Here is a 1983-nt window from a genome sequence, read left to right on the forward strand (position 1 = left end):
TGCATACTTCAGTGCGTATTCAAACACGCTCTCGCTACGGTTCGAGGGGGTAGTCAACTCAGTCATAACTGCTCCAAAGGGATTGGCGGCAAAGGCCGCACGAGAAAGAGGTGATGTCAGTTCAGATTCAGAGCCAGTTTCAGATTCAGAGCCAGTTTCAGTTCCAGTTCCAGTTCCAGAGCCAGTTTCGTTTTCGACAGATGGTAGAGCTACAGGCCCTCTGCCAGACTCAAGTTCGCTACATTAACTAACATGTAGTCAAGGTGCCTATCGGGTCGTCGCCCTCAGGTAGTTCGATGACTGCTTGTCACAAGGCTCGATCTTCGTAACTCTTAGGAGTTAGAAAGATCAGCACCGGACGCGCGGCCGGGGCCGCTCCTTGAAATGGTTACTGGCGTTGGCCCTGCCAGAACCAATCTGCGAAACTCCTAGGGGGTACGAAAATCTGCACCTGATCCTCGAGGATCCGGTGCCGATGCTCGAGATAGCTCCGGACGCGGTCTCCGCCAGGACCAATCTGCGAAACTCCTAGGGGGTACGAAAACCGGCACCTGATCCGTGTGAATTAGGTGCTGATCCCCAGATGGTGCCTCGCCTTGGTCTGGCGAGGCTCAATCTCCGTAACTCCGCAGAGTTAGATGCGTCCCCCACCACCCGCAGGATCAGCGTCTTCGGATGCGGCTGGCCGGCGTGTCCTCCGGGCAGTCGATATAATAGTCGCCAACCCCCTCCGGCGGTCCTCCAACACAGTGCGGCGCACGCGGGCCGCTGCCCCAGCCGTGCCTGTGCTCTTCACCGCAGAGGGGGCAGAGCACAATCGCAATATCGACCGTCTTGCCGGGACCGTTCGGGACCACGACCCGGCGCAGGAGGGGAGCGACGGGGATCGCCTTCGGCCCATCCCTGAACTGGACGACGCAAACCTCACACATGGCTCTTCCCCTGGATGAAGGCCTGCACGTCGGCCGCCCGATAGCGGATCACGCGACCGAGGCGGATGAAGGCCAGCGGCAGCTTGCGCAGATGATTGTATGAACACTTCAGGATGCGCATGACCTCCGCCGAGCTGAGGAGCTCATTGGAGCTGATTCGATCACTAAGTCGCATAGACGGTCTCCGATACAAGTTCGTACCGGTGATGTAAGTATGACGTCATATCGTATCAAATGACGTGTGATGCATAATGCTGCACCGTGCATCAACATGCAGTATTGCACTCACTATATTATTGCTATGTTCGACCAGAACCGCACCCAGGAGCTTCTCCACCAACTGCTCCACGCAGATACGCCGCCTTGGCGCCCGATCCGGAGCCGGAAGCTGGCCGCGATCCTCGACGTCTCGCTGCAGAGCCTGGCCAACTGGCGGGTCCGTGGCACAGGACCCGAGCCTGAGCCCATGCGGCGCGGGAACGGAAACCGGACCTTCTACAAGCCGGAGAAGGTCATGGCCTGGCTCAGCGGCCGCGAGCCGTGGCAGCACTCCTACGAGTGGCTCCGCCTGCACGTGATGGACTTCACGCCCGTGACCGAGGAGACGGTCCGGGCCTGCATTCAGGTTCTGGAGGGGGAGGGGGTGGTGTGATTGACCGTTTGAGAATGGGGTAGCGGGGCTGTTCAAACCAGTGCCACCGTGATTCACGGTGGAGATGTGGACGAAGCAGACCCGTGGCCGGATGGCCAAGATCGAGCTGCGCACGAAGCGCTATCCCGGCGACCTGACGGACGCGGAGTGGGAGCGCGTTGCGCCGCTCCTTCCGGAGGTTACGCGGCGTGGGCGCAAGCCGAGCGTCGACCGGCGCGAGATCCTCAACGCAATTCGCTACATGGCGCGCTCCGGTGGGGCGTGGCGCATGCTGCCGAAGGATTCTCCGCCGTGACAGACCGTGTATTGGTGGTTCCGACGCTTTGTGCGGCTGATGCTTTTCCGCACGATCCACGACGTGGCGCTGATGCTCGACCGTGAGCGCGCCGGCCGCGAGGT

At 60.5% G+C, this 1983-nt stretch carries 2 protein-coding genes and 1 pseudogene; 2 read left to right on the plus strand and 1 reads right to left on the minus strand.

Annotation, left to right across the window (positions count from 1 at the left end; genetic code table 11):
* Positions 1-924 precede the first annotated feature (924 nt).
* Positions 925-1107, minus strand: coding sequence for a helix-turn-helix domain-containing protein (locus ACUN0C_RS20115; RefSeq protein ID WP_445468185.1), 183 nt, complete (start codon positions 1105-1107; stop codon positions 925-927).
* Positions 1108-1233: 126 nt separating this feature from the next.
* Between ACUN0C_RS20115 and ACUN0C_RS20120 the strand changes: the two genes are divergently transcribed.
* Positions 1234-1584: a hypothetical protein gene (locus ACUN0C_RS20120; RefSeq protein WP_445468186.1), complete on the plus strand. Its 351-nt coding sequence runs from the start codon at positions 1234-1236 to the stop codon at positions 1582-1584.
* A gap of 64 nt (positions 1585-1648) precedes the next feature.
* A pseudogene (locus tag ACUN0C_RS20125) lies at positions 1649-1983 on the plus strand (transposase); the annotation flags it as partial.

This window comes from Faunimonas sp. B44 (assembly GCF_052655945.1).